At 53.7% G+C, this 26,260-nt stretch carries 20 protein-coding genes, 2 pseudogenes and 1 other annotated feature; of the genes and pseudogenes, 3 read left to right on the top strand and 19 right to left on the bottom strand.

Translation table 11 applies throughout. The features are described 5' to 3' along the window. Window positions 1–11: 11 nt before the first annotated feature. On the bottom strand, window positions 12–623 hold the full coding sequence (locus EXW96_RS06210) for a Maf family protein (protein ID WP_174350152.1): 612 nt from the start codon (window positions 621–623) through the stop codon (window positions 12–14). A gap of 164 nt (window positions 624–787) precedes the next feature. Beyond that, window positions 788–1,030, bottom strand: a complete 243-nt coding sequence (locus tag EXW96_RS06205; protein ID WP_062409252.1) for a DUF4321 domain-containing protein — start codon at window positions 1,028–1,030, stop codon at window positions 788–790. Window positions 1,031–1,278: 248 nt separating this feature from the next. On the opposite strand from EXW96_RS06205, the gene EXW96_RS06200 reads away from it, so the two are divergent. Then, window positions 1,279–2,487 (top strand): N-acetylmuramoyl-L-alanine amidase, encoded by a 1,209-nt coding sequence (locus EXW96_RS06200; protein WP_254611265.1) that lies wholly within the window; start codon window positions 1,279–1,281, stop codon window positions 2,485–2,487. A 140-nt stretch (window positions 2,488–2,627) separates the two neighbouring features. Here the strand turns inward: EXW96_RS06200 and EXW96_RS06195 are convergent, their stop codons facing one another. From EXW96_RS06195 to EXW96_RS06165, 7 genes and pseudogenes are all read right to left on the bottom strand, one after another. After that, entirely contained in the window at window positions 2,628–3,929 is a 1,302-nt protein-coding gene (locus EXW96_RS06195; protein WP_174350151.1) for a hypothetical protein, read from the bottom strand. A 140-nt stretch (window positions 3,930–4,069) separates the two neighbouring features. Then, window positions 4,070–5,455, bottom strand: coding sequence for a UDP-N-acetylmuramate--L-alanine ligase (gene murC, locus EXW96_RS06190; RefSeq protein ID WP_054819255.1), 1,386 nt, complete (start codon window positions 5,453–5,455; stop codon window positions 4,070–4,072). Window positions 5,456–5,463: 8 nt separating this feature from the next. Continuing rightward, a pseudogene (locus EXW96_RS06185) lies at window positions 5,464–6,842 on the bottom strand (bifunctional folylpolyglutamate synthase/dihydrofolate synthase). 7 nt (window positions 6,843–6,849) lie between these two features. Further along, the gene (locus EXW96_RS06180) at window positions 6,850–9,522 is read right to left on the bottom strand and encodes a valine--tRNA ligase (RefSeq protein ID WP_174350150.1); all 2,673 of its coding nucleotides are present in this window, start codon (window positions 9,520–9,522) and stop codon (window positions 6,850–6,852) included. Window positions 9,523–9,629: 107 nt separating this feature from the next. Then, window positions 9,630–9,885, bottom strand: a binding site (T-box leader). 154 nt (window positions 9,886–10,039) lie between these two features. Continuing rightward, window positions 10,040–11,149: a LysM peptidoglycan-binding domain-containing protein gene (locus EXW96_RS06175; protein ID WP_174350149.1), complete on the bottom strand. Its 1,110-nt coding sequence runs from the start codon at window positions 11,147–11,149 to the stop codon at window positions 10,040–10,042. 104 nt (window positions 11,150–11,253) lie between these two features. After that, complete coding sequence (locus EXW96_RS06170) at window positions 11,254–12,126, bottom strand: RluA family pseudouridine synthase (RefSeq protein WP_062409256.1); 873 nt, start codon at window positions 12,124–12,126, stop codon at window positions 11,254–11,256. Continuing rightward, on the bottom strand, window positions 12,123–12,290 hold the full coding sequence (locus tag EXW96_RS06165; RefSeq protein WP_160327385.1) for a hypothetical protein: 168 nt from the start codon (window positions 12,288–12,290) through the stop codon (window positions 12,123–12,125). The genes EXW96_RS06170 and EXW96_RS06165 overlap by 4 nt, the downstream gene beginning before the upstream one ends. 201 nt (window positions 12,291–12,491) lie before the next feature. Between EXW96_RS06165 and EXW96_RS27330 the strand changes: the two genes are divergently transcribed. Beyond that, window positions 12,492–12,878 (top strand): hypothetical protein, encoded by a 387-nt coding sequence (locus tag EXW96_RS27330; RefSeq protein WP_254611264.1) that lies wholly within the window; start codon window positions 12,492–12,494, stop codon window positions 12,876–12,878. Further along, a complete protein-coding gene (locus EXW96_RS06160) occupies window positions 12,842–13,957 on the top strand; it encodes a phosphodiester glycosidase family protein (protein WP_254611263.1) in 1,116 nt (371 codons plus the stop codon). The genes EXW96_RS27330 and EXW96_RS06160 overlap by 37 nt, the downstream gene beginning before the upstream one ends. A gap of 128 nt (window positions 13,958–14,085) precedes the next feature. Here EXW96_RS06160 and hemL read toward each other — a convergent pair whose 3' ends face one another. The 10 genes and pseudogenes from hemL to hemA form a co-directional block, all read right to left on the bottom strand. Then, a complete protein-coding gene (gene hemL / locus EXW96_RS06155; RefSeq protein ID WP_074727141.1) occupies window positions 14,086–15,387 on the bottom strand; it encodes a glutamate-1-semialdehyde 2,1-aminomutase in 1,302 nt (433 codons plus the stop codon). Window positions 15,388–15,555: 168 nt separating this feature from the next. Then, a complete protein-coding gene (gene hemG, locus EXW96_RS06150; protein WP_174350148.1) occupies window positions 15,556–16,974 on the bottom strand; it encodes a protoporphyrinogen oxidase in 1,419 nt (472 codons plus the stop codon). Window positions 16,975–16,978: 4 nt separating this feature from the next. Further along, window positions 16,979–17,923, bottom strand: coding sequence for a ferrochelatase (gene hemH, locus EXW96_RS06145; protein ID WP_054819249.1), 945 nt, complete (start codon window positions 17,921–17,923; stop codon window positions 16,979–16,981). Window position 17,924: 1 nt separating this feature from the next. After that, window positions 17,925–18,998: a uroporphyrinogen decarboxylase gene (gene hemE / locus EXW96_RS06140; RefSeq protein WP_062409260.1), complete on the bottom strand. Its 1,074-nt coding sequence runs from the start codon at window positions 18,996–18,998 to the stop codon at window positions 17,925–17,927. A 280-nt stretch (window positions 18,999–19,278) separates the two neighbouring features. Continuing rightward, window positions 19,279–20,274 carry a porphobilinogen synthase gene (gene hemB, locus EXW96_RS06135; protein ID WP_054819247.1) on the bottom strand — a complete coding sequence of 332 codons (996 nt, stop codon included), beginning with the start codon at window positions 20,272–20,274 and terminating at the stop codon, window positions 19,279–19,281. 31 nt (window positions 20,275–20,305) lie between these two features. Continuing rightward, window positions 20,306–21,846 (bottom strand): annotated as a pseudogene (gene cobA / locus EXW96_RS06130) (uroporphyrinogen-III C-methyltransferase). Between the two features lie 13 nt (window positions 21,847–21,859). Further along, window positions 21,860–22,804 carry a hydroxymethylbilane synthase gene (gene hemC, locus EXW96_RS06125; protein ID WP_174350420.1) on the bottom strand — a complete coding sequence of 315 codons (945 nt, stop codon included), beginning with the start codon at window positions 22,802–22,804 and terminating at the stop codon, window positions 21,860–21,862. A gap of 146 nt (window positions 22,805–22,950) precedes the next feature. Then, complete coding sequence (locus EXW96_RS06120; protein WP_174350147.1) at window positions 22,951–23,715, bottom strand: precorrin-2 dehydrogenase/sirohydrochlorin ferrochelatase family protein; 765 nt, start codon at window positions 23,713–23,715, stop codon at window positions 22,951–22,953. Window positions 23,716–23,729: 14 nt separating this feature from the next. Then, a complete protein-coding gene (gene ccsA, locus EXW96_RS06115; RefSeq protein ID WP_062409264.1) occupies window positions 23,730–24,554 on the bottom strand; it encodes a cytochrome c biogenesis protein CcsA in 825 nt (274 codons plus the stop codon). Between the two features lie 15 nt (window positions 24,555–24,569). Then, complete coding sequence (gene hemA / locus EXW96_RS06110) at window positions 24,570–25,970, bottom strand: glutamyl-tRNA reductase (RefSeq protein WP_174350419.1); 1,401 nt, start codon at window positions 25,968–25,970, stop codon at window positions 24,570–24,572. Window positions 25,971–26,260: the final 290 nt, after the last annotated feature.

Genomic DNA, 26,260 nt, shown 5'->3' with positions numbered 1-26,260 from the left:
ATGACACCCTCTCAAAAAACAGCCACAGAAAAACGTTCGAGCATATCGGAAAGCAGCGACATCGGAAGACCCACGACGGTAAAATAATCGCCCTCGATTCTCTCCACAAGAGTTGCGCCGAGTCCTTGAATGCCATAGGCTCCGGCTTTGTCCTTTGGCTCTCCCGTTGCGATATAACGACGAATTCGTTCATCCGTGAGTGCCTTCATCCAAACGGACGTCCGCTGATGGTCTACATGCCTCTCCCCGGTCTGCAAATCGATGCAGGCCACGCCGCTGTAGACATGGTGCTCCCTTCCCTGCAGGGACTTCAGCATGCGGAAAGCGTCTTCTTCGTCCTTTGGCTTGCCGAGCGTTTCACCGTTCAAAACGACGATCGTATCCGAACCGATGATAATGCCGTCCCTGACCCCCGAACGATCCGCTTTACAACGTTCGTATACAGCCGACGCTTTGCGACCGGATAGCCGCTCCACAATGTGTTCCGGCGCAAGTCCCGCTTCTATCGTTTCGTCCGCGTCGCTGGCGATGATTTGATAGGGCAGCTGCAAGGAGCTGATCAGCTCCTGCCGCCGCGGGGATGAGGAAGCCAGAATCAGCGTTTTGGTTGTGGTTATCGACATAAAACGTTCCCTCGTTTCGAAATTTTATATGGTGGTTTGTCCCCGAAAATCCCCGGCTGTCCGGACATGACGGATGAAGGAAAAACGAATGAAGCCTGATGAATCCTCTATGTGAAACGCGCATGCCGATCCGCTTCCTTCACCGGAAGCGGACAGCTCCTTGTCTACAGCCTGCGATGCACCCAGAATCCGAGCGCCAAGCCCGCAATGCTGATCAGATTCAGACGGATCTGAAGATCCAGATCGTATTGGATCACAATCAGATCGGCTTTAGGCTGCCAGCTCAGCGGCACCGACTTGGTCAGGAACGACAATCCCGGATATGGGGCAAGAAGCTGGCCGACCAGCGTTCCGGCAACCAATCCGACAATCAGGAAGAGAATGAGCGTAAGCATATTCTTTTTCAAGTGTAGGATACCTCTTTCGGGAAAAAATTACTAATCTGATTTTCTATGTATGCCACTGGCTATTATATCACACTTGTCCGTGGCGACGAACGAGTATTGTCTGGAAAGGAATTATGAGGAATGCTATCTGCTTACGGAAGAAAAGGTGAACTTGGATCATGGTAAGAAAAAAAGGCAAGCCGTTGCGAAAACCGTGGATGCGCACCGCTATTTTGGCGCTGGGCCTTCTGGTGCTGCCCGGCCAGGCGATGGCCGCGAAAATTGTCGTCGATGCCGGTCACGGAGGCCGTGACCCCGGCGCCATTGGCGTAAACGGTCTTCAGGAGAAAACGGTCAATCTGGACATATCCCGCAAGCTGAGAGATCTCCTGATACAGCGGGGATACGAGGTTACGATGACAAGGGATTCCGATGTGTATCTCACCCTGAAGGAACGGGTCGACTTTACGAAGGCGCAGCATGCGGATTTGTTTGTTTCCATCCACGCGAATTCGATCTCCAGTCCCGGAACGCGCGGTGCGATGGTGCTTTATTATGACGATGCGTATCCTCAATCGAGCTATCCTGCAAGTCCCGAGATGAGGGCCCTTACGCCTCAAAGCCGGGAGCTGGCGACCAAGGTGCTGAACTCCCTCGTCCAAACGGCGGGGCTGGAAAACCGGGGCATTGTACCGAGCGCGGTCTATGTCGTACGTATGGGAAACATCCCGAGCATCCTCGTGGAGACGGCGTTCCTGTCGAACCCTGAGGATGCGGCTCTCCTGGCATCGAATCAGATGCGCCAAATCATGGCTCAGGGCATTGCCAGCGGCATTGAAGCTTATTTGCCGCCGAATATACAGTTCCCCGACACCCGGGGACACTGGGCGCGCGAAGCCATCCTGCGTTTGAATGCGCAGGGCGTGGTGGAGGGCGTCGGCAAGAACTTCGAGCCGGACCGCATGCTGACGAGAGCGGAATGGATGACGCTGCTCGGACGCATATTCGACCTGCCGGCGGCGAAGCCGGCAGGGGGCGCTTGCGGCGACGGCGGCAAGGACACGGTCGCCGGCGCCGTCTACCGCGACGGCGGATGCGACGCCGCGCAGGGGGCTGCCGCGTTCCGCGACGTGAACGCGGGGCATTGGGCCTTCGCCGACCTGGACAGGGCGGTGAAGGCCGGCGTGCTGGAGGGCTACCCCGACGGCACGCTGCGGCCCGACCAGCCCGTGACCCGGGCGGAGGTGGCCGCGCTGTTCCAGCGGCTCGCGAAGCTGCCGCTGATTGAGCTTGCGCCGGGCTCGCAGCGGCCGTTCAAAGACATACCAGCAGGTTACTGGGCGGAGGGAGAGGTAGCCGCGTTGAAGCAGGCCGGCTGGATTGACGGTGTAACGGCAGAGCGATTTGAGCCTGAACGCTCCATGACACGGGCTGAATCCGCCGCACTGATCGACCGCTACATAGCAAGCCGCAAGTAACCCTATCAGGGACGCCAGTGCCTTGTATCTGCTTGGGGTTGACGGTAAAACGGACGGTAAATCGGCTCTTCATATCGTACATGCATAAAACAAGCTCACCTTTCATTCGTCACGGCGAATCAGAGGTGAGCTTGCTTTTTTTATTGTACCGAAGCGCTGTTCAGCAGCGCCTTCTCGGCCACGAGATACTGCATTAAAGCGGACTGAGCTTCCCAAAGGAGAGCCTGCGACGGATTCTTATTATATTCCTCAAGCGAAACTACGGCGGTATTGAGCGCGCTGTTCATTTTGGGAAGCGACGCCCGGCCAACCTCCCCTAAACCGTCGCTGACGGCCGAAGCCGTGCCAGCCCAGCTCTGGTGGGTCGCTTTGATGGACTGCAGCGCCTTCGGATCGAGCGCCTCCGGTTTTTCTTTACCCAGCTGGACGACCGTCTGCGATGCAATCTGCTGTACCAGCTCATTTCCCTGGCTCATATAGCTTTCAAACAAATGGATCTGATTGCCTTTCCATTTGATTTTGGCTGCGGCCGGAATGTCAAATGGCTTGATCATCACCTCAAGCTGTCTTTGCTGAAACGTCCGGGTAAGCTCAAGCGCTTCATCCCGGCTCAGAGCCATGCCTACGTATACAGGGAACTTTTCCCCCGCATCGCTGACCGCAGCAAGCCCCTTCCGGCGAAAATCGGTTACAGCCGAATCCGCACTCTGGGAGCTACTGAAGACGCCTCCCTGCAGAAAAGAATATGTTTTGGCTGGAAGGTTGACAGCCAAGTCGGCCACGGCTTCATTCACGGCCGCATTCGGCGCTTTCGCTGCACCGCTGTTGCTATCCTGTACAGCGGCATTATCCTGCTGCTGCGGCGCTGTCGTCCCGCCCACGGGTTGTACCTTCCCGTAGTCGGAGACGTCTCCGGAGAACATAGAGAGCACCAAAAAACCGAAAGCGACGCCCGTCACGACAGCCCCCGTTACCGAGGCGGCGATTTTCATCCATGAGTTTCCGCCGGACGGGTTCGGATAGTAGAATGAGTCTTTGGTCTTATAAGCCCTATACTCCCGCGTCTGCCCCCGTCCCCGATTCCATTCCCGTTCCACGTACCCCGATTCCGGATCGGCCCTCAACTTCTCCGATGGCGGGATACTCTCTTCAATCCGGTAGGTGTCCGTATCGAATGAGCTGTGCCAGCCGCCAAAATCGGTGGTATATTCGTTCAAAGGTCTGACCTCGACAGGTTTGCGTTCCTCATTGCCCATTGCCGGCCCTTGCCCGGGTCGTTCTTCTATAACACGGTATTCCTCTGTACTCATCGGAATCCCCTTTGCCTGTTCCTTATTCTCCCGCTCCGTATGCTGATCGCGCCGACCGCTCTGTTCACTTTGCTCCTGCTTCTCACGCAGCTTTTGGTCATTGAAACGAAACGTCATCCTGGCTTTGTTCACCGGCGTCAACTCTCCCTTGTCCATGATCTTATTACTAGACTATGAGAGTTAAAGAGGAAATAGAACTGTACATAAAGAAGCCTCCGGCACCATACCGTCCTGCACGCGGCAGGATGGACCGAAGGCTTCGCTTTGCAAATTTAGTTTTGCTTTGCACGCTCCATAAGAGATTTGGCCAAACCGTCGGCCGCTTTCCAAATATCGCCTGCCCCCATGGTCAGCACCAGGTCTCCCGGATTTACGGTATCGAACAAATAGCTTTGCACCTGTTCCTTTGTCGGTATATACCGCACGTTCGGGTTGCTGTTCTTACGGATCAGTTCCACCAGATTGGCGGAGCTGATCCCTTCGATCTGCTTTTCCCCCGCCGGGGAATAGATGTCCGTGATGATCACTTCGTCGGCATTCGGAAACGCCCGGCTGAACTGCTCAAACAGGAAATACGTACGAGTGTATCTCTGTGGCTGAAAAACGGCGATAATGCGTTTCCCCGTCGCTTTGGCCGCTTGAATCGTGGCTTCGATTTCAGTTGGATGATGCGCATAATCATCGATGACCAGAATGCCGTCTACTTCCCCAAGCACCTGAAACCGCCGCTTGGCTCCGCGGAATTCCGTAATCGCTTCGGCTACCTGTTCGAACGTCAGACCCGCTTCCATGCAGGTAATGATCGTAGCCATCGCATTATACACATTATGCTTGCCGGGCACGGATAAACGAACCGTACCAAGCACGTTCCCCTCCCGCACCAATTCAAACGTAACCTTCCTGTCGCCAAGACAGATGTTCCGTGCCATCACATCGGCTTCCGTTTCGATCGCATAGGTGATGACCTTGCTCTTGATTTGCGGAATCATATCGCGCAAATAGACATCATCCTTGCAAACAACCGCTTTGCCGTCTTTCTTCACCTGGCTTAAGAACCGGGCATAGGCATATTTCAGATTTTCAAAGTTGCCGTCATAGTTTTCAAGATGGTCCGCCTCGATATTGTTGACCAAAGCGATGGAAGGCTGATACTGCAGGAATGAACCGTCGCTTTCATCGGCTTCCGCGACAACCCATTCACCCTTGCCCGCTTTGGCGTTGCTTCCGACGTTCATGATTTCCCCGCCGATGATGAAGGTCGGGTCCTGTCCGCAACGTTCCAGCACCAGGGCAATCATGGATGACGTCGTTGTCTTTCCGTGCGCTCCCGCTACCGCAATGCCCTTCTTCGCATTCATCAGTCTCGCCAGCATTTGAGCCCGGTGCAAAATCGGGATGTTCAGCTCTTCAGCCGCGACCATTTCTACGTTATCTTTGGACAGCGCCGTAGAGTATACGACGACGTCCGCTCCCTTCACGTTCTGCGCTTCGTGTCCAATGAACACCTGCGCCCCCTTGGCCGCCAGCTTCTCTGTAAGCTCCTGCTGAGCCAAATCGGATCCCGAAACTTGGTAGCCCATTTCCAGCATCACTTTGGCAATGGCGCTCATGCCGTAGCCTCCGATGCCGATAAAATGGATGTGCTCCGATGTATTCACTCGCGTTCTCACCAGCCTTTTTCAGAATCGGATTTATGCTTGATCCAGGAACGAACATCCCCTATCAAATATAACGTGCCCGAGACGACGGTAAGGTCGTCCTCTTCCGCCAAGCCCTTGGCTCGCTCGAGCGCCGCCCTCCAGTCAGGCTCCACGATCACTTCCACGTCACTTCGGCCATGCTCTTGCAGCATAGTTCTAGCCAGTCCGGCAAGCGATTCCGCCGAGGCCTTCTTATGCCAATCCGGCTCGGTAAGGATGAGAGTATCCACTATTGGCAGTATATGCCTAAAATAGCCGGAATGATTCTTGTTATCGAGCATTCCCATGACAAAATGGAGGTTTTTAAAAGAATATGTCTCTTTCAGCGTTTTTACCAGCGATTCGGCTCCCTCCGGATTGTGCGCGCCGTCGATCAAAATCCTCGGTTTCGCAGATATCATTTCAAGACGTCCGGCCCACTGCGTCCGTTTCATAGCGAGATACAGAGCCTCATCGTCTACAATGAAAGCATAATATTGACGCAGGACTTCAATCGTCATCAGAGTGACGGATGCATTCTCGATTTGATGCAACCCGTTCAAAGAGATCTTCACGTCCGGTATGTCCCGGAACAATCCCCGGAAGTGAAACGTCTGTTCATCTTCTTTTGACGAGACCGTATCATAGCGGAATTCCCGCCCCAGCAAATACAGCTTGCTGTTCTTTTCTTTGGCCTTCCGCTCAATGACATCCACAACCTCCGGCTGCTTCACCGCACTTACGACCGGAACGCCGGACTTGATGATGCCCGCTTTCTCCGCTGCGATTTGTTCCAGCGTTTCTCCCAAATAATCCATGTGATCATAACCGATGTTGGTGATCACCGAAACCAGCGGAGTAACGATATTGGTCGAATCCAATCGTCCGCCCAGGCCCGTTTCCCAAACGACGAAGTCGGGATAGGCCATACGCGCAAAATATTCAATCGCCGCAACGGTGGAAATCTCGAACATCGAGGGCTGCCCGTACTCTGCCGCCACTTGGTCGACCACGGGCTTGATTTATTGATGACCTGAAGCAGATCTTCGTCGGATATGTTCTGCCCATTGATTCGGATGCGCTCGTTATAGCTCTCGATATAAGGGGACGTGAAGGTCCCCACATCGTATCCGCACTGGCGAATCACTTCCGACAGATAGGCGCATACCGAGCCTTTGCCGTTCGTTCCGGCCACATGGATAAATTTTAACCGGCGATGCGGATAATCGAGCAGCTCCATGAGCTTCTCCATCCGTTCCAAACCCGGCTTGATGCCCGCCAGCGGAATGTATCTTACGAGCCAGTCCACCGCTTCCTTAGCCGTCTGGAACGATCCTGCCGGAGCAGATTGCCTGTCTTCGCTCATCGCAAGTTCACCCTTTCAGCTCCGCCAGACGGGCATTCACTTTATCCCGTTTATCGGCGTAATCGGCAAGCTTTGCCTTTTCTTCTTCGATCACTTTAGCCGGAGCCTTCGCTATAAAGCCTTGGTTTGACAGCTTTTTCTCGATGCGGGCCACCTCGTTATGAAGCGTCCCGAGTTCTTTTTCCAGCCGCGCGATTTCCTGAGCGATATCGATCAGGCCCGCCAGCGGCAAGTACAGCTCCGCTCCGGTTACAATTCCTGTCATCGCTTTGTCCGGAGACGTTAACTCCAAATTGATTTCCAGAGATGACGTATTGCAGAACCGGCGCACATATTCTTCGTTGCGCTGCAGGATGGCAAGGAATTCGGCGCCGGCCGGCTTCACAAGCAAATCCACCTTCTTGCTCATCGGCACGTTCACTTCGGCGCGGATGTTGCGGACGGTACGGATGATATCCATCAGCAGCTCCATTTCGCGCACAGCCTCCGGAGCCTCAAAGCGCGCTTCGAATGCCGGCCAGGCAGCCAGCGTGATGGTCTCGCCTTCATGCGGCAAATGCTGCCAGATCTCTTCGCTGATGAACGGCATGAACGGGTGGATCAGGCGCTGAGTCCGGTCAAGCACATAAGCGAGTACGGATTTCGTCGTCTTCTTGGCCGCCTCATCGTTTCCGTACAAGGACAGCTTGCTGAATTCGATATACCAGTCGCACAGATCATCCCAAATGAAGTTGTACAGCAGACGTCCCGTTTCGCCGAACTCATACGCATCAATCAGTCTCGTCACATCCCGCACGGTTTCGTTCAAACGGTGCAGTATCCACCGGTCCACCGTACCCAGTTCTCCGCTCAAATCGATATCGGAAACTTTGAAATCTCCGAGATTCATCAGCGCAAAACGCGATGCGTTCCAAATTTTATTCGCAAAGTTACGTGCCTGCTCTACCTTCTCCCAACGGAAGCGAAGATCCTGCCCCGGCGTAGAGCCTGTTGAAATCATAAAGCGCATCGCATCGGCGCCGTATTTCTCAATGACTTCAAGCGGGTCAACGCCGTTGCCGAGCGATTTGGACATTTTACGCCCTTCCGCATCGCGCACCAAACCGTGAATGAGCACATCCTTGAAAGGTATGCTGTCCGTGAACTCCAGTCCGCTGAAAATCATGCGGGCGACCCAGAAATAAATAATATCGTAGCCCGTTACCAGCAGGTCCGTCGGGTAATAACGCTTCATGTCTTCCGTTTGTTCCGGCCAGCCGAGAGTAGAAAACGGCCACAGCGCGGAGCTGAACCAGGTATCAAGCACATCGTCATCCTGCTTTAGGTGTGTGCCGCCGCACTTCGGACACACGGTCGCATCTTCGCGGGAGACGATGATCTCGCTGCAGTCGCCGCAGTACCACGCCGGAATCCGGTGGCCCCACCAAAGTTGGCGCGAAATGCACCAGTCGCGCACGTTCTCGATCCAGTGCAAATAGATTTTTTCAAACCGGTCCGGCACAAAATGGACGCCTTGTGCGGATTTCTGGGCCTCTACGGCACGCTCCGCCAGCGGCTTCATTTTCACAAACCACTGCGTCGACAAATATGGCTCCACGACGGCGCCGCTGCGTTCGCTGTGGCCGACCTGATGCACATGCTCTTCGATTTTGATCAGCACACCCAGCTCTTTCATATCGGCAACGATTTGCTTGCGGCAATCGAAGCGGTCGAGCCCCTGATATTTTCCCGCGTTCGCATTCATGGAGCCGGATTCGTCCATCACGAGCACCTGCGGCAAATCGTGGCGCTTGCCCACCTCAAAATCGTTCGGGTCATGCGCCGGCGTAATCTTGACGGCGCCGCTTCCGAATTCTTTTTCCACATACTCGTCGGCGATAATCGGAATTTCTCTTCCGATGATCGGCAGGACAAGCGTTTTTCCGATCAGGTGCTTGTAACGCTCATCCTCCGGATGCACCGCCACCGCGGTATCGCCCAGCATGGTTTCCGGACGCGTCGTCGCCACGACGATATATTCATCGCTGTCTTTGACCGGATATTTTAAATGGTAGAGCGCACCCTGCACTTCTTTGTACTCCACTTCAATATCCGATAGCGCCGTACGGGCGGCCGGGTCCCAGTTGATGATATATTTGCCGCGATAGATCAGGCCCTTTTCATATAGACGCACGAATACTTCGCGCACCGCCTTGGACAATCCTGCGTCCAGCGTAAACCGTTCTCTGGAATAGTCCAGCGAGAAGCCCATTTTGGCCCACTGCTCACGGATCGTACCGGCATAATGCTCCTTCCATTCCCATACTTTCTCCAGGAATTTCTCCCGGCCGAGATCGTAACGCGTCACGCCTTCCTCGCGAAGCTTTTGTTCCACCTTCGTTTGGGTAGCGATTCCCGCATGATCGGAGCCCGGAAGCCATAACGCGTCATAGCCCTGCATCCGTTTGGTCCGAATCATGATGTCCTGCAGCGTAAAATCCAGCGCATGGCCGATATGCAGCATACCGGTCACGTTCGGCGGCGGAATGACGATCGTGTAAGGCTTCGCGTCCTTACGCTGTCCCGCTTGAAAATAGCCGCCCTTCAGCCAGTAATCATACCATTTTTTCTCGGATTCTTTGGGATCGTACGTTGTCGGCATCGACGTAGCCGGCGCCGCCGCTTGTTTTGTTTCATCCATAACCAGCAATACCTCCATATGCTTTCGAATTCAGTTGGGGCTATATGTCGCAGGGACGCATCTTTCGCATAAACGCATCACCGCAGCACATCAAAAAACCTTTCGCCGCAAAGGACGAAAGGCTCTCGCTTCCGTGGTACCACCTTTATTCCGTACTTAGGCATAAATTCTCGCGGAGTCCTCTCCGGTCAAAATACGGCACTCAAACAGATAACGGCTGTAACCGGCCGAATCTAGGGTTCGCTTTCAATTCGGCAACTCCGGGGCGACTTCAACAGGTACGTCCTGCGGAACCTTCCAGCCTCTTGCCGGCTCCGCTCTCTGAAGGGTTCGCTGTCTACTATTCCCTTTCAACGTTATTACTGCATCTATGCGTACTATGATAAACAATCATCAGGTGAGAGTCAATACAAGAACCGTTTTTACTCCCGCCTATTCTGAGACTGGCCTTAAGACAAGTATAACCAAAAAAATCCCCGTTCAAGCCTGTTTAGGCCGGATCGGGGATTTTTGAGCCTTATTTCGGTATGTAGACAATTTGTCCTTCCGTTAATTCGCCTTCTCCGAGCCGGTTGTAGAGCGCGATTTCTCTCGGATTCAGATCATAGCGTTTGGCAATCGTTTCAAGCGTTTCTTCCTTTTGCACAATGCACATCCGAAGCTTCTTGAATTGCTGCTGCTCGCGATCGGAATGAAGGAGCAAATTTTTCCATTCTGCTTTTTCGGAAGGCGACAGCTCCTGCTGCGTCGGCTGTCCATCCTCCGGCGGCCTTGAATCCGATTTTTTGGAAGCAAAATTCAACAGCGACGCCAGCCCAAAGGATTTGTAGACCGGCTCCGTGGAGGATTCGGGTGCTTCAGACGTTTTTTTGCTGCCCACGGCGACTTTCAATTCTTTTTTCTCATCCGTATCGGTCTCCGCTTCAGCGGCAAAGTCTTCCGTCTTGGCGGCCTCCGCAGCTTTGAGATCCTGCACCGGCTTTTCTTCCGGCTTGGCGGTCTCCGCAGCTTTGGGCTCCTGTACCGGCTTTTCTTCCTTTACCGGTTCACTGGTTTTGGCAACCGGTTCGTGCCGGTTGATTGGCTCATCCGCCTCCTGCCGCACCTCCGATGCCGGAGCTTGTTCCCTTTGAGGGATGGCCTCTGCAGCGGAATTTATGGCCGACGGCCATTCATCCTGTACTCCCGAACGGTGCTCCGAGACCTCGTGAATAAACACGACCTCTTCTTCGGCTTCCCTCCAGAGTTCGGATTCCGATCTCGAAACGATCTCGATGCCTCCAAGCGACAATACTCCCGTCACATTCAAGCTTCGCTCCGACAGCAAATCCACGTCGAAATTTTCGATTTCAACGGCAATGTCCTCGACATGCTGTACACGATTCAGCGGCAGCGTAATTTCTACCGGAATTAAATGCTGCAGCGTCTGTTCCGGCCGATCATGCTCATCGACGTACGTCCCCGTCAAAAGCAAATTGCCGCGAAGCACGGCTTGTTCTCCTTGTGGAAGCACTTGAATGTGAGGAGTCAGCTCTACCCCTTCCAGTTCCTTGATACCCAGCACACCTTCGGATAAATGCACACGCTCGTAAATGTCAAACCTAATCCCGTTATGCTGATTCGTCAAAGTAACTTCCTCCCTTCCCTATTGCACCTTTCCGTAAAAAAGAAAAGATCGTCAGCGCATTGGTCTTTACAATTTATATGGCTGCTGCGGGAGGAGCATGACTACTATTTTTTCAATTGTTCATAAAGAGCCGCAAAGTCTTCGGGCCAAGGCGCGCGCACCTGCACCCTTTCGCCCGTGAGCGGCTCCGGAAACATCAGCACATCCCCGTGCAGCGCTTGCCTGGCCATGCCCGCCGCCCGGCCGCCGTAAAGCAGGTCTCCCAACAGGGGATGTCCCAAATGGCTCATGTGAACGCGGATTTGGTGCGTTCTGCCCGTCTCCAGCCTTAATCGTACAAGCGAGGCAGAACGCAACCTTTCCAAAACCTCGTAACGTGTCACTGCCGCATCCCCCGTTCGGGATACCCGTCTTCTCGTCGCATGGTGCCTGTCGCGTCCGATCGGCGCGTCGATCATGCCGCTGTTGTCGGAAGGATGTCCTTGAACCAGAGCGACGTATATCCGCTCTACGCGTTTGTCCCGCATCGCTTCATCCAACCGATATTGCGCCCATTCGTTCTTGGCCGCCAGCACCGGTCCTGTCGTATCCTCGTCCAGCCGGTGAATAGGTCGCGGACGGCAGCGCTGTCCCGTCGATTCCAGATGCCAACCCAGCGCGTGAAGCAGCGTACCGGACTCCCCCTCCCGCGTAGGATGCACCTTCATACCCGGCGGCTTGTTTACCACAAGGCTGAAATCGTCCTCATACAGCACTTCGATGTCCGCCCATTCCGGCTCATATTGGAGCGTTTCCTCGGGAAACAAGCGGAGCATCACCCTGCGTCCTTTCCATTGAATACCGCCGGAACGGTTCAGCTTTGAAAGAAATCGGCCGCCTATCGTTTCAACCAGTTCCTCGCGGATATCTTCTATGGAATGCACGTCCCGTTTGACAGTCCATTCAAGCCACTCCCCTTTGCGGCGCCGCGCATTCATCTCGGGGAATCCTCCTTGGCACCGTCGGCAGCAAGATGCTTTCGGCGGCGTTTCCGCTCCATCCCCGCCGCCGCCATGATGACCAAAAGCAGGACAAAGAACAGCCCCATGACGATAATCATTTCCAGGGTAATTCCATAAAAACTGTATTTTTTCAAGAGCACGTAACTTCCTCCATCCGTTGACCTATCGTCAATTTTACCAAAACGCAGCTTTTTCTCAAAGCAGTTATACTTCCGGGACTTCCTCTATTTTGCTATATCAAATCTCTATTCATGGTTTCTTTATTATGATAGAATGTGAGAAAAATATATGATTTGACCTATGTTCATTTTCCATTACATCAATAACAGGAGAGACTTCGATTGGTTACTGTCTTGCGGACCATTCGTAACTGGGGCAGGCTGAAGAGAACGCTGTTTGGGGTCGCTCTGTTCGCCTTTGGGGTCTCCAGTTTTTTATTTTTAACCAAGCCGGGAAGCGAAATAAGGGAACGGCTCGCAGAAACGGTCATTACCACGCAGCACCGGAGCTGGGCCTGGATTTTTGTCGGAGCCGAGCGGCGGGACTTACTGGTTCAAAAAATGCAGAACGCGATTGAGGATGCCGCCAGGGAAAAGCAGGATCTGGGCATGGTGAACATCGGAAACCGCCGCTCCGCAGACAAACTGATTAAAGTAGAGGATATTTCGGGACCGTTATGGAAAGGAAAAAGATGTACGTATACGATCCCAAATCGATCCGCGTCATGACCCCATCCAAGCCTGGGGAAGGGGAACGAATCACGTCCATGGTTACCCGTACCGGTGCTGTAGCCGGCGTCAACGGAGGTAGCTTCGATGATCCGGAGGGACTGGGCAACGGCTTTGCGGCCATCGGTGTCATCATTTCGGGCGGCGATATCGTCTTCACGGATCAAGACGGAAGTATTCCGCAGCATATTGTCGGCTTTACCAGGGAAGGGAAGCTAGTCGTCGGCAAATATAATATTTTCGAGCTGAGGGATATGGGGATATCCGAAGCCGTTTCGTTTTATCCAAGGCTGATTGCCAACGGCAAGCCGCTTATTACAAGCGGCGACGGCGGATGGGGCCGTGCACCGCGGACAGCCGTCGGGCAAAGAACCGACGGAACCGTCATCTTCATCGTCATCGACGGCCGCCAGGCGAACAGCGTAGGAGCCACCTTGAAGGAGGTTCAAGATTTGCTTCTCAACGAAGGGGCCGTCAACGCCGGAAATCTGGATGGCGGAGCCTCCTCCGAGATGGTAGTCGGGGGCGAGCTGATTACCCATCCGTCCAGCCGCTATGGCGAGCGCAGACTGCCGTCCGCGTTTCTCGTTTATGACAATCCGTCATCCGTTGTCGCCAACCGTGTCTGGGACGGCATCGATAAAATCGATCCGGGCGGCTCCCATGACCATCCCGAATATTTGCGGGAACAGGCGGAGAAGAAAGCGCGCCAACAACAAACCCGTGCTGCCGTACCTGCCAAATCCCCGGGCGGTGAAAAAGCGAAAAGCGGGTCCGCATCAGCAGAGACCAAGCCCGCAGCGGGCGGAAATCAGCGGGACGACAGCGGCAAAACCCGCACCGCCGCCGGAACGGCGCCGCCAAAGCAAAGCGGTGCCCATGAGGGAGACGCTTCCTCCCCCTCGCCTGCCCCTGCAGGACAGAAAGAAACGGAAAACACGGATGGCAGCGGCGTCCCTGTGGACAAAACCGGGCCTCCCCCGGTTTCCGGTCCGGCTCCGGCGCCTGTTGTTGTCGGGGACTCCAACGGCAAAGTTCCCGCCGGAACCGTGACGGAAACCGTTCCTGCAGCAAAATAACAGCAACCGCCGAACTCTGCAGCCGTTCCAGGCTGACGATAATCAAAGCCGCCCCGTATTCCTCAATGCAGAAAGAATACGGGGCGGCTTCATTGGGTTGCGTCTCTTGACCAAAACGGTTTGAAGGTTCACAAGCGCTTCAAAGCCTGGTAATGCGCTTCAATCGTCGCATCGATATCCGCGTCGGTATGAGCGGCGGACACGAACATCCCTTCGAACTGCGAAGGGGCGATGCTGACTCCTTCATCAAGCAGTGAGGCAAAATAACGGTTAAACCGGTCCAGATCGGAACGTTTCGCCGTCTCATAATTGATCACTTTCGTGTCTGTAAAAAACGGACATACCATGGAGCCCACGCGATTGATGGTAGACGGGATTCCCAGCTCGGCCGCGTTTTTCCTGAAGCCCTGCTCCAATTTGGCGGACTTCCGCTCCAGCTCCTCATAAACGCCCGGCTCTCCCAGCAGCTTGAGCGTCGTGTAGCCGGCTGCCATCGCAAGCGGATTACCCGACAGCGTACCCGCCTGATAAATCGGTCCGGCCGGAGCAATATGCTCCATGATCTCCCGTTTGCCGCCGTACGCGCCTACCGGAAGACCCCCGCCGATGATTTTGCCGAGACAGGTAAGATCCGGCGTAATGCCGTAGAGCCCTTGAGCGCTGTGTAAGCCGACGCGAAAACCGGTCATGACCTCGTCGAAGATCAACAGGCTGCCGTAGGAGGAGGTCGTTTGACGCAGACCTTCAAGAAAGCCCGGCTGCGGCGGAACGACGCCCATGTTACCGGCTACCGGTTCGACGATGACCGCGGCGATTTCTTCACCGAATTTTTCAAACGCGAGCTGCACCGACGCCAGATCGTTATATGGAACCGTTATCGTATTGACCGCTACGGATTCCGGTACGCCCGGACTATCCGGAAGGCTCAGCGTGGCAACTCCTGAACCCGCCTTAATCAGCAGAGAGTCCGCATGCCCGTGGTAGCAGCCCTCGAACTTGAGGATTTTATTGCGGCCTGTGTAGCCTCTCGCCAGCCGAAGCGCGCTCATCGTTGCCTCCGTACCGGAATTCACCATCCGGACAACCTCGATCGAAGGAATCCGTTCAACCACCAGCTTGGCCATTTCCGTCTCCAGCTCTGTTGGCGCTCCGAAGCTCGTTCCGAGCTCCGCCGTGCGTTTTACGGCCTCGATCACTTCCGGATGAGCATGTCCCAGAATAAGCGGACCCCAGGATCCGATGTAATCAATGAACTCGTTGCCGTCCACATCATAGACACGCGAACCGGCTCCTTTAACCACAAACAGCGGTGTGAGACCGACCGATTTGAAGGCGCGGACCGGGCTGTTCACCCCGCCAGGTATGTATTTTTTGGCTTCCGCAAAAGCTTCAGCGGAACGCGTGTCGGAACGTTTGCGCTTTTCGTTCATTTAGGCCCCACCTTTTTCTATAATTGTACTTAAACCCATCTTAAAACCGGTATCCCGGTAACTGGACAATCTCACAGCCATTATACCATTCCCATTGCAGGCCGCCACATCTTTTCTTCCCTTTAATCAAAAAATGTAAAGCCCGATGAGGTCGGGCTTTTTCCAATGCTACTGAAGCTGTGCCGCCATTTGCTGCGCAGCTTCCTTTCCCTGACGAATACAATCCGGCAGCCCTACGCCTTGGAACGCCGCTCCCGTCACCAGCACACCGGGCATGCGCTCGGACAACCCTTGGCGAACGCGGCCGATTAGCTCGAGATGGCCGACAGGGTATTGCGGCATCGAACGCATCAGCTTCGTCATTTCCATAAATAACGGCTCGGCTGTAATGCCCATCGTTTCTCTCAAATCTTTACGTACCTCACGGAAAACTTCGTCCTCCGTCATATGAAGCCAACGGTCGTCTCCGAAACGTCCGACATAGCAGCGCAGAAGCACTTTGCCGCTAGGCGCGGTATGCAGCCATTTCTTGGACGTCCAGGTGCAAGCCGTAATAAACCGCCCTTCCCGCCTTGGCACGACAAATCCCGAACCGTCGAGCTCCCGTACCATGTCCTCGGCATTGAATGCCAGGATAACGTTCGCGACGGAGACATATTCGATCCTGTCCAGCTCCCGTATTTCAGGAACCCCGGAACCGAGCACTTCGCTTATGCCGTAGGCAGGGAGCGCTATAATGACACCAGCCGCATCCTCTATCTCTCCGTCTTCCCGAATGACGCGGTAACCTTCCTCCGCCTTCTCCACCCGCGAAACACCGCAATGCTTTAGAAGACGCACATCATCGAGCGCATCCAGCAGTCCGTCAACCAGTGTCTCCAGTCCATCCCTGTAGGTGAGGAACATCGTATTACGTGCGGCCTCGGGCAGCGTCCGGCTTTCCTCGCCGCCCGCTTTCCGGTTTTGCATCATGCCCAGGATCAGACTGCGGTGCTTCTGCTCAATCGAGTGAAATTGCGGGAAGGTCGCTCTTAAGCTCAAATTGTACGTGTCGCCTGCATAGATGCCGGCAAGCAGGGGTTCGGCGATTTGCGCAAGCACCTCCGCCCCCAGCCGCCGCTCTAAAAAGTGCCCGAGCGACTCGTCTTCCGGCGATGTTCGTTTGGGCAGCGCCAAATCCAGTGCGGCACGCGCCTTGCCGGACAGCGACAGAAGACCCGTCCGCATGAAAGGAACTAGCCGAGTAGGAATTCCCAGCATAAGGCCGTCAGGCATCCGGTGAAGCTTCCCGCCCGATAGAATGTACGTTTTTTTCGCGTTGGGATTCGTACCGGTCAGCTTGTCCTCCAGCCCTAGCTCCCGGGTTAAATCAATGATCGCCTGCTTTCGCGCCAGGAACGAATCCGGGCCTTTCTCTATAACGAAGCCGTCCCGCTTTAATGTGATGATTTTCCCCCCGAACGCCCCGCCTTTTTCCATCACCGTAATCCGCAAGGGGGCGGCCGTACTTTTCTTCAAATAATAAGCGGCGCTAAGCCCCGTTATGCCTCCGCCAACAATAACGACGTGTCTGGCGTTGCCGTCCATACCATCAATTCCTCTCCAACTGCGCGTAAACGACGTCGCTTAACGCATCCATGTACAGCGGGTCGGTATTCAAGGAACGGGTACGTTCCAGATGCAGTCCGAGCTCGCGAGCCGTTAGCTGCGCTTCAATATCGAGGTCGTATAAAATTTCAAGATGATCGGAAACAAATCCGACCGGGCAGATCAGTACATGCTCCGCCTGCTTTTCCTGCTTGATGGTGCGCAGCACGTCCAGGACATCGGGACCAAGCCATGGCTCTCCGGTCTGTCCCGCACTCTGCCAGCCGAACTGCCAATTCGTCAGACCCGTCTTAGCGGCGACCGCTCTGGACGTTTCCAGCAGCTGCTCAGGGTACGGATCTTTCATCTCGAGTATTTTTTCCGGCAGGCTGTGTGCGGTAAAAATCACCTTGATCCGGTCCTTCTCCACCCCTTCGAATCGGTTCAAGGCTTCTTCCACCCGCTCCGCCAAAGCTTCGATCAGCTTGGGATGCAAATGGTAGCTGCGAACGAACCGGATGTTTAAACCAAGCTCATCCGCCTTCGCTTGCGCCCGTTTCATATACCCCCCAACGCTCATCGAGGAATAATGCGGAGCCAGCACCACGCCGACCGCTTCCGTAAGTCCGTCCTGAACGATTTGCTCTACGCCGTCCTCTATAAAAGGGGCCGCGTGCTTTAAGCCTTGATAGCAAATAAACGTGGTGTCCGGATATTTCTCGTTCAACCGGTCCTCCAGAGCCTTCACTTGTTTGTCGGTGTTCTCCCTAAGCGGAAATACGCCTCCCACAATCGCTTCATAGCGATTTTTCAAATCCTGCAGCTGCTCCGGCGTCGGAGGATGCCCTCTCCGGATATGCGTATAATAGGCTTCAATGTCATCGATGCTTTTGGGCGTTCCGTAAGACAAGACAAGAACACCAATCCGTTTGATCTCCGTCGCACTCATGTTATACACCGCTTTCCTGTTTGAAAGTTCCCTGCGCTTTCAGCGCCTGACGGGAGTACGTATGGATAAACGCTGTGAGCTCCCTCAGCTTTTCCAAGGAAGCCTCCGGGAACAAGCCGTGCCCTAGATTGAACACGTACCCCGGCTTTTGAATGCCTTCATCGATAATGGCCTTGGCCTGTGCCTCAATGACGGACATGGGAGCTGTCAGCACATAAGGGTCCAAATTGCCCTGCACCGCAAACCGGCTGCCTACGCGCCGACGTCCTTCTGCAATCGGAACACGCCAATCCAGTCCGATAACGTCAGCCTGGACATCCCGTAGATAAGGCAGCAGCTCCCCGGAGCTGACGCCCGGGAAATAAATTTTCGGCTCCTCATAAGATTCCATCTCGGCAAAAATACGGCGGATCGTCGGCAGCACATAGGTTTGATAATCGGCCGGAGACAGCGCCCCGACCCAGCTGTCGAACAATTGCACCGCTTTGGCGCCGGAAGCGATATGGGCTTTCAGATATGTAATGACCATGTCTCCCAATTTGTCCATCAGCTCAAACCAAATCTTCGGTTCACCGTACATCAGCCCTTTGGTGCGGATGTAGCTCTTGGAGGGCTTGCCTTCGATCAAATAGCTGGCAATGGTAAACGGCGCACCCGCAAACGTAATGAGCGGAACCTGCAGCTCTCCAACCAGAATTTCAATCGTCTTCAGGACGTGTGATAAATCCTGCTCCACCTGAATCGGCTTCAGCCTTTGCACATCCGCAGACGTGCGAATCGGGTTATGGATCACCGGACCGATATTTTTGACAATATCAAAATCGATTCCGATCGAAGCGACGGGATTCATGATATCCGAATACAAAATCGCCGCATCGACGCCAAGCTTTTTCACCGGCATCATGGTCACTTCCGCCGCCAGCTCCGGCTGCCTGCAAATTTCAAGAAGGCTGTATTTTTCCTTGATTTTGCGATAATCCGGGTCATACCGTCCCGCCTGCCGCATATACCACACCGGCAGCGTATCCACTTCCTGCTTTTTACAAGCACGGATAAACAAATCATTATAGCTCATATTGGATTCCTCTTTTCCGCATTCCCGTTGTATACTTTCCATTATGCCCTATTTGAAAGCAGGTAACAACGTATGTCAGCCGCCGTTTTCCGACAAATGTATGACAGCTGATTTCAAGGAAAATATCTCGCTCATCCCGGGAACGGAGAGCCGCCATGGCAGTCATCCCATTGGCCAACGTCCGGCCCCTTCGATGAAGGCAGCAAATCTAATGAAAAAAACGTTTGTCCTGCAGCTGAGCTGGAAGACAAACGTTTGATTACACGATAGACCGATTCGGTTATTCCTCTTTCAGCCAACGGGCAATGTCCTTGGCGAAATAAGTAATGATCAGATCCGCGCCCGCCCGCTTAAAGCCGACCATGGTTTCCATCACGATAGCCTTCTCATCGATCCAGCCCTGTGCGGCCGCGGCTTTGACCATGGAATACTCCGCGCTGACGTTGTAAGCAACAATCGGAAGATCATAACGGTCGCGCAGCATCCGAATCATATCCATATAAGCGAGCGCCGGCTTCACCATGAGAAAATCGGCGCCCTCCGCGACATCGGCATCCGCTTCACGCAGCGCTTCGCGGGAATTGGCGGGATCCATCTGATACGTCTTCCGGTCGCCAAACTGCGGCGCCGAATGGGCTGCATCACGGAACGGTCCGTAGAATGAAGAAGAATATTTGACGGAATAAGACATGATCGGCACGTGCTCATAGCCGGCTTCGTCCAACCCTTGACGGATCGCATACACGAAACCATCCATCATGTTCGACGGTGCAATGATATCCGCACCGGCTTCGGCTTGAGACACCGCCGTTTTGACGAGCAACTCCAGCGTAGGGTCATTCAACACCTCGGCACGCCCTTTGGCTTCATCAAAATGAACGATGCCGCAGTGGCCGTGGTCCGTGAATTGGCACAGACAGGTATCCGCAATGACTAAAAGCTGGGGATTCCATTCTTTGATCCGGCGGGCAGCCTGCTGAACGATGCCGTTTGCGTCATAAGCCGAGCTTCCGTGAGCATCTTTATGCTCCGGTACGCCAAACAAGAGAATGGCTTGAATACCAAGAGCCGTCACTTCACGAATTTCTTCTTCCAACCGGTCTATTGACAGATGGTATACGCCCGGCATTGAGCTGATTTCTTCTTTAATTCCGGAACCATGGGTCACAAATATCGGATAAATCAAATCATACGTGGAAACAGCGTGCTCTCTTACCAGATTACGTATTGCGTGGGACGTACGCAGTCTGCGATTTCGAACGAGCGGGAAACTCATAAGTTCTCCTCCTAGCTGCGGTTAGTCGGCTTTATTCGCCGCTATCCTGTTGATATAAGCTGGCCACAAGCGACGAAACCGTCGCTTCTTTGGCCATATAGTCTACATTCAGTCCTGCATCCAAAGCAGTTTGGGCGGTTAACGGACCGATACAAGCAATGTTGCAGCCCCGGAGCAATTCAACCGGCTCATGCTCGCCAAGCTCCTTTAATGCGCGAAGCAGATTTGTTACTGTAGATGAGCTTGTAAACGTGACAATATGAATTTTACCCTGCTTGAGCAGCTCGATGATTTCATCACCGTGATCGGTTTCCAGCACCGTCTCATACATATCGATTTTGGTTACATGCAAACCGAGTTCCTTGAGCTTATGAGGCAGCGCGTCCCTGGCGATATTCGCTGTAGGAAGAAGCACACGCTGATTCGGCTGCAGCTCGGCAGCCAATGCTTCGGGCAGCGCATCCCCTTGATACCGTGAAGGGATCGTTTCAATCATCAAGCCTCGCTCCTCCAACGCTTCCGCTGTTTTCGGACCGACGGCCGCAATACGCGCCTTCGCAAGAGAGCGTATATCCTTACGCAGCTCCCGCATTCTTTGAAAGAAAAACTCCACACCGTTTACGCTTGTAAACATAATCCAGTCAAACTGTTCCACAGAGCTTATGGCGTCATCCCGCAGCGCTTGAGCAGCGGGATCGGTTGTCTGCTGTGTACGAATCACCGGAAACTCCACCGCTTCTCCGCCCAGTTCATCGATTTGGTTGGCTAAATCACTAGCTTGACTGCGCGCACGGGTGACCAGAATTCGCCGTCCGAAGAGCGGCTTCTTCTCGAACCAGGAGAGCTTGTCTCTTAGCTTCACGACTTCGCCAACGATCGTAACCGCCGGCGATTGAAAATTGGCTGCTCTCACCTTTTCCGCGATATCCATCAATGTTCCCGTCAATGTTTCCTGCTCCATCCAAGTTCCCCATCGAATGAGCGCCACAGGAGTCTCCGGAGATTTGCCGCCATGAATCAGCCGGTTGCATATTTGCTCTAGGTTAGCCACACCCATTAAAAAATAAGTGTGCCGGACGCTTGCGACAAGTTATCCCAATTCACGCTGGAGTATGTTTTATTTTTATATTCATGCCCCGTCACGATGGAAAAGGAAGAAGTAAAATCGCGATGCGTTACCGGGATTCCGGCATAAGCCGGCACGGCGATGGCGGAAGTAATGCCGGGAACAATTTCAAACTTGATCCCGTTGTCCGCGAGCAGCTCCGCTTCCTCTCCCACGCGTCCGAACACGCTCGGATCTCCGCCCTTGAGCCGGGTCACGGTCTTTCCTTGAAGCGCAAGGTCGACCAGCAGCCGGTTAATTTCCTCCTGCTTCATCATATGCTTGTCGGGCAGCTTGCCCACAAAAATTTTCTCCGCACCGGCCTTCATATGCTTCAGTAGACGCGGGCTGGCAAGTCTGTCGTAAACAACCACATCGGCCCGCTGTATTGCCTCCAAGCCTCTCAACGTAATCAGCTTCGGATCCCCTGGTCCGGCACCGACAAGATAAACGACACCCTTATTCACAACCGTTTCTCCCCTATTCCCCAGCTATGGACAGCAGCTCTGCAGCTCCTTTGGCGATTAGTGCCTCGGCTAAAGCTAATCCCAGCTTTTCCGGATCTGTTCCGTTCATCGTTTCTTTTAACATCCGTTTGCCGTCCGGCGATCCCACCATGCCGGTCAGCGTGATTTCCGGTTTACCGTCGGCGTTCACTTCGCCCAATTGGGCATAAGCCCCGATCGGAACCTGGCAGCCGCCGTTCAAGCGGCCCAGGAAGCTTCGTTCCGCGCTTACCGCAATCGCTGTAGGCTCATGGCGGTACCCGGCCAGGAGATCCAGCACGAATTCGTTATCGCCGCGGCACTCGATACATAACGCTCCCTGTCCTACGGCCGGGAGACACAACTCGGGAGGCAGGTATGCGCTGATCCGATCCTCCCAGCCAATACGACGTAAACCGGCCGCGGCTAACACGATGGCGTCGAAGCCTTCTGTCTCCAGCTTGTTCAGCCTTGAATCGATGTTGCCTCTTACCGGTTCGATCCGGAAGTCCGGCCGATAGTTTTGCAATTGGCTTGAGCGGCGCAAGCTGCTTGTCCCGATCTTTGCCCCTTCGGGGAGGTCGTCCAACCCCCGACCCCCGATCGTAATCAACCCGTCGCGAGGGTCTTCCCGTTCAGGTATAGCGCCGATCACCAAGCCTTCCGGAAGCTCGAAGGGCATGTCCTTCATGCTATGTACCGCCAGATCGATTTCGCCATCGAGCAGCGCTTGTTCAATTTCTTTAACGAATAAGCCTTTACCGCCTACCTTGGAAAGCGTTACATCGAGAATCCGATCGCCTTTGGTCACGATTTTTTTCAATTCGAACTCCACTTCGATGCCGTTCCGCTCACACAGCTCCTTAAGATGATCGATCACCTGTCCGGTTTGTGTCAGAGCGAGCGCGCTCTGTCTGGTACCTACAACGATTTTACGCATGCGTTCGGTCAACCCCTTGTCCACTCAATCAGCCTCTATAGCTAATCATCTGATATAAATTAAGAAAGCTTCTGAGCGAAGCCCGCTTGAATAACCCTTTGTGATCAGACAGTATTTTAACCATCCGTCTGGTCTTCTTTTTCTTTTCATTCATGCCCATTCCAAGCGTTTTGTAGACTCAGCAGCCAATCTCCGATGCTGCAGATCCCGTCGATTGTCGGGTCTTCCGCCACGCGGCGCAGCAGCTCCGACCGGAAATGATCATATGGCAGTCTCCCTGATTTAAACAAAGGAAGCAGCTTCCACTCCAGCATAGCCCGAAACAACTCCTGGCGTTCAGACGTATCGGACACGACAGTCTGGACGGTCATGCGCAGTTCATGCATCAGCTCCAGATACGGCGCGTACTCTTCTCCAAACATGTCTTCAAGCTGCCTGCGCACTTTGGCGGCCAGCGAAGGGCTTGCGCCTGCCGTCGATACCGCCAGCGTCAACCGGCCGCGCCTCAGGGTCGCCGGTACAATAAACCCTCCGGCCTCCGCATCATCGGCCGAATTCACAAGCTTACCGAGGGCTTCCGCTTCGGCACATACCTGCGCATTCACCACGGCATCGCCGGTAGCGGCGAACACGAGAAACGCTTGCGCCAGTACGGGAAGACCGGCGGTATATTCCTCACGCTGCGTCCGTATAAGCCCTTGCTCCGCCCACGCTTCCAATTGCGGGGTAAGCCGCGGGCTGACCACTGTCACGCTCGCCCCGGCTTCCATGAGGGTACAAGCCTTACGCTCGGCGACCCTACCGCCGCCGACAACAAGGCACGGCTTGTCCTCAAGATCAAGCAGCACCGGGTACCATATTTTGGCTCCGTCTTTCCGTCCCGCAGCCGGTCCATTGGATTTGGCCGCCATCCGCACTTCCTCCCTTACGACCATTGGTGAAAGCCGGAATAGTAATTCGCCAGCAAGAAATTAAGCAGGGTGATCACGAATGCCGCCAAATTCCAAAGCGCCAGCCTGTTGCCCGGTGCTTTCAACAGCATCCGTTGAAATAAATAAAAAACATAAGCCAAAAGAACAAACCATGAATTCACTACTTTAGAGTCAAAAAAGAGTGTAAAATCACCCTCAAGCGCAATCCATACAATACCAAGGGAAATACTCAGCAGCAGCAGCGGAGCACCGATCACCGCAGCCACAAACGCATAGCGATCCGTCTTCTCCAAGCTTGGAAGCCGCAGCATCTGCTGGGACCACTTCTTTTCCTTCAGCATGCGATGTAAAAACAAGTACATGCCGGAAAATACCGCCGAGACGACGAAGGCTGCATAGCCTCCCACCGCCAACGTAATATGAATGAATAAAAGCTCGTCATTAATATTCCAATGCGACAGTGTAGGAGAAATTCCCGGCCTGCTGAAAAAGTTGGCCGCCAGCACAGCAAATCCCAGCACATTAACCAAAAAGACAAACAATTCGATCCGAAAAAAACGATTGATAAGAATGGACACAGTCACCAGCAGCCAAGAAAAAATAAACAGCGTTTCGAACATCGAAAAGGTCGATAAATTTCTATGTTCTACCAGGCTGTAAACCAAGTATGCCGTTTGCAACACCCATACAAAAGAAAGCAACCCTGTACCCATCCGTTTTGCACTTCGGTTCGAACCGACAAAGTCCGAGAAGTAAAACAGGAGGCTCAGGGCATAGATATAAATAATGGCATCATACAACCAAGTTTGCGTAACCATGGCCTCCCTTTCCGGTTAGGCTTTGGCCAGAACATCAGCATGCGTGGCGGATGCCCTTACCTTGGAAAGAAGCTCCTCTTTCATCCGCTCCTGCGCAGCTTCCTCTTCTTGCTTCTGCGCCGCTTGCTCCATCCGCTTTTGCTCGGCCAACTGCTCTTCCAAGGCAAAAATTTTCGTGAACATTTCGAGCGCATCATCCCCATGACGCTCGGCTGCCATTTCTTTAATACGGACAATGGGATCGCGCAGTATTTGATTGACAATGCTTTTGGTTAATTTGCGAATCACTTTCAATTCGCGTTCATCCAATTCGGGCAGCTTCTTCAGCAAGCTGTCCATGGTTTCCTCATGAATGGAGGCCGCCTTCGTTTGCAGCGCCTGAATGACAGGACTGACACCCAACGTCTTCGTCCACTGTTCAAAAGCCGCGATCTCCATCCCTATCATCTCTTCAATCTGTACCGCCGCTTTCCGGCGTTCTTCCAAATGGGAATTGACGATGGATTGAAGATTGTCAATGTCATATAAGAAAACATTCGGCATTTCACCCAAACGCGGATCCAGGTCGCGCGGAACGGCGATGTCGATCATAAACAGAGGTCTGGAGCGGCGGCGCTGCAATATGGAAGACACCTGCCCGGCAGTTAATACATAACCGGACGCCCCTGTGGAACTGATGACGATGTCCGCCTCTTCGAGATGAGCCATCAAACGGTCCATCGTGCTTGCGACGCCGCTAAACTTATCTGCAAGCTCCCGCGCCCGGCTTAGCGTACGGTTCACAACGATGACTTTATCCGCTCCGTTGGCGTACAGATGCTTTACCGTCAGCTCGCTCATCTTCCCGGCGCCGATAATCAGCACTTTCTTGCGCTCGTAGCTCCCGAAGATGCGTTTGCCGAGTTCCACCGCCGCATAGCTGACAGATACCGGATTTTCCCCGATTCCCGTCTCGGTGTGCGCTCGTTTAGCCATGGTAACAGCCTGCTTGAACAGCGTGTTAAACAAGACACCCGTCGTCTTCTCCTGCTGTGCCAAAAGGAAAGCATCACGAACCTGGCCTAAAATTTGCGTCTCACCGATCACCATCGAATCCAGTCCGCTCGCCACCCGGAACAAATGCTCAATGGCTTTCTCATTCTCCAAAACGTAAAGATGTTTATTGAACTGCTCTTTCGGCACATCGAACCATTTTTCAATAAATCCCCGTAAAAGATGTCCGCACAAATGCTGGCTGTCAACCACAACGTATAATTCCGTCCGGTTGCAGGTGGCCACAATGACGCATTCCATCACGCTTTTGATGTTCTTCAGCTCTTTCAGCGCCAGCGGCAAATCCTTCTCGGCGAATGCAAATTTTTCTCTGATCGATACCGGCGCTGTTCGATAATTTAAACCTGCCACGACGATATGCATCTGGTTCACCTGCCTCCTCCTTTTAAATTGAATTTATTATAGCATAGTTGTCCGAGCTTCTTCGACATAATTTATGAACTTTTTTTCACATTCACGGCTTATTTTCAAAATTTTCTTGTTCAAGACCGCATTTCTATTTTCCTCCGGAATACCGGGACGTATACTTGCCGGCTCCATTTTTTTCTTGGCCTCCGGATGACTGCCTGCATGCAGCCGAATCCCCTCTCAACCAAGCAATTACTTGATATGTATGGGAGGGAATGAAAAGAAATAACCACGGAAACGATTCC

The sequence above is a fragment of the Paenibacillus sp. JMULE4 genome, from assembly GCF_013337105.1.
GTDB classification, from domain to species: domain Bacteria; phylum Bacillota; class Bacilli; order Paenibacillales; family NBRC-103111; genus Paenibacillus_G; species Paenibacillus_G naphthalenovorans.
Note: the sequence above shows the minus strand (reverse complement) of the source record. Positions and strands in the feature narration are given on the sequence as shown.